Source organism: Thalassospira sp. UBA1131, from assembly GCF_002311515.1.
Lineage (GTDB): Bacteria > Pseudomonadota > Alphaproteobacteria > Rhodospirillales > Thalassospiraceae > Thalassospira.
In genome coordinates this window covers 40,113-40,869 of the sequence record NZ_DCAO01000020.1, presented here as the reverse complement: position 1 = coordinate 40,869, position 757 = coordinate 40,113, and the positions used below count along the sequence as shown (strand labels likewise).

The 757-nt window shown below is 54.4% G+C and carries 1 protein-coding gene; it reads right to left on the bottom strand.

Features of this window, described 5'->3' with window-relative positions; translation table 11 throughout:
* Positions 1 to 757: autotransporter assembly complex protein TamA (locus tag B3Z49_RS02920; RefSeq protein ID WP_296988125.1), on the bottom strand; the 757-nt coding region annotated here is incomplete at both ends.

Here is a 757-nt window from a genome sequence, read left to right as displayed (position 1 = left end):
GTCATGGCGCAAGATGCCCCGCAAGCCGGCAAGATAGAATTCCTCGTTCGGGGAGTCTGATCCAGTCAGGTCGGAATATTCCGCAGTGACACCAAATGTGGTTGTCCAGTTTTCCCAAAGCGGACGTTCGATACCGGCAAAGCTATCAAGTGTTGAGCCTTTATAAGCGTCGGTATCGTTGTTCTTGGCGTTGGCCTCGGCCACAAAGGACTGACGCCGTTCCAGAAACTGCGGCTTTTTGAATTCTGCCGACAGACCTTGCTCAAGGCTTGAAACATCGATCCCCAACCGCAGTCGTTCACCCGCACCAAACAGATTGCGATGTTCCCAGAACGCGTTGGCACCCGGCCCATCAGCGGTCGAGAAATTCACCCCGCCACCGATCGAACGCATTTTGCGTTCAACCACCTCGATCTCAACCGGGATTTCGCCATTGTCATTTACCGGACCGGCAACCTTGACAATCACACTGTCAAACAGGTTGGTTTGCGCCAGATCGCGGCGTGTGGTGCGCACCTGATCGGGATGATATTGCTCGCCTGACCGCCAGCTGCGGTATCCTGCGATGAAGTCCGCATCAACGTCCTCTGCCCCATTAACGGTGATCTTGCCAAAATCGGCCTGCGGCCCGGTTTCAAAGGCATAATTGATCGTAATGGTTTTTTGCGCGGTGTCGGCCAATACGGTTCGTTTACCAGCCTCGACAAGCGGATAACCCTGTTCGCGCAGAATATCGACACCGTATTGTTCGCCCAGA